This window comes from Ruminiclostridium hungatei (genome assembly GCF_002051585.1).
Classification (GTDB): Bacteria; Bacillota; Clostridia; order Acetivibrionales; family DSM-1351; genus Ruminiclostridium; species Ruminiclostridium hungatei.
This window is the reverse complement of sequence record NZ_MZGX01000072.1, coordinates 1-1,217: the sequence shown is the minus strand read 5'-3', so window position 1 is coordinate 1,217 and position 1,217 is coordinate 1. Positions and strand designations below refer to the sequence as shown.

Here is a 1,217-nt window from a genome sequence, read left to right as displayed (position 1 = left end):
ATTCTCTATAGATAAACATATTGCTGATGGATCTATTGCACCTTTTAAACTTTTGAATTCAAAGAAAGGTAATAATATACTATAATATTCTTTAGATGTTACCCAAGTGGCTCCCATTTCATTAAGACATGGTATACTCGAATAATAATTATCCGATAAAATAAATAGCACCATTATGTCATTATTCAATTCAGCCTTTAAGTAGTCATAAATATTTTCTGCTAAAGGTACCCCATAACCTTCTTTTGAACTGTAAAAAATCCTTTTGTAACTTTTTTCAACGCCAATAAAATTTAACATTTCTAAAATCAAATCGACATATTCTTTATCTTTTGATGAGTGACTTATAAAGATTTTACTAACTTTTTTATTTTTATCTGTCACCATGACGTTTTCCATATTACTTGTAAGCACGATCTGTTCTTTAAAAACCTCGAGAGAAATTCTACATTTATCAATACCTTTTATAAAATCATTATTCACATTTTCTGTTGGATACTCTGCAAAATTCCATTCGACAAATGAAATATTTATAAAATCATTGTATTCAGTACTTGTTTCACCAAACACTTTTTTTACAATCATTTTGGCCCTTTCAATCCACCTGATAAATTTATCAGATTCTGTATTTAGATGATATAAACTATTTGACTCCAATATTAATTCATCAATAATATTAATATATTCATTCATTACGGTCGTCCCTTCATTTGTTCAACTTCATTTTTAGCTATAATCTTTGTATTGTTATAATTTACTTCAAAACCATTTTTCTCTATTAACAAATCATGTGCATTAATTACTTTATTGTAAACCTCTTTAGTCTGGTTTTTTATAAATTGATTATTAATATTTTTAGCAGCTTGTACTTCAGGACTAGAACCTATTGAATTCAACTTACTTAAATTATCTATAACTAAACTCAATTTTTGTAATTCTAAGATATCATTTTCATTTTGCAGTTTTCTTAATTCTAATTCTTTTTTTCTCTTTTCATATTCTATTTGCTCTTTATTCAGGGAATCAGTATCTATCGATACTTGAATTTGCAGTCCACCCTCAATATTAATCTTATAAGGACTACAGTGTGTTATTTGTTTAAAATCAATAAAAGTTTCATTTCTATCACTTGCATTAACTTGGGCTCTACATAGAATTCTAAATATATTTTCACTTTCATAATAAATTCCTATAATAGGCCGAGATAACTTTATAAT

At 26.4% G+C, this 1,217-nt stretch carries 1 protein-coding gene and 1 pseudogene; both read right to left on the bottom strand.

Going from position 1 to position 1,217, the window contains the following annotated elements; all coding sequences use genetic code 11:
- A pseudogene (locus tag CLHUN_RS21570) lies at positions 1 to 693 on the bottom strand (hypothetical protein); the annotation flags it as partial.
- The coding region (locus CLHUN_RS22285) for a hypothetical protein (RefSeq protein WP_165755831.1) at positions 693 to 1,217 on the bottom strand (525 nt) is incomplete at its 5' end. The gene CLHUN_RS22285 and the pseudogene CLHUN_RS21570, both read right to left, overlap by 1 nt.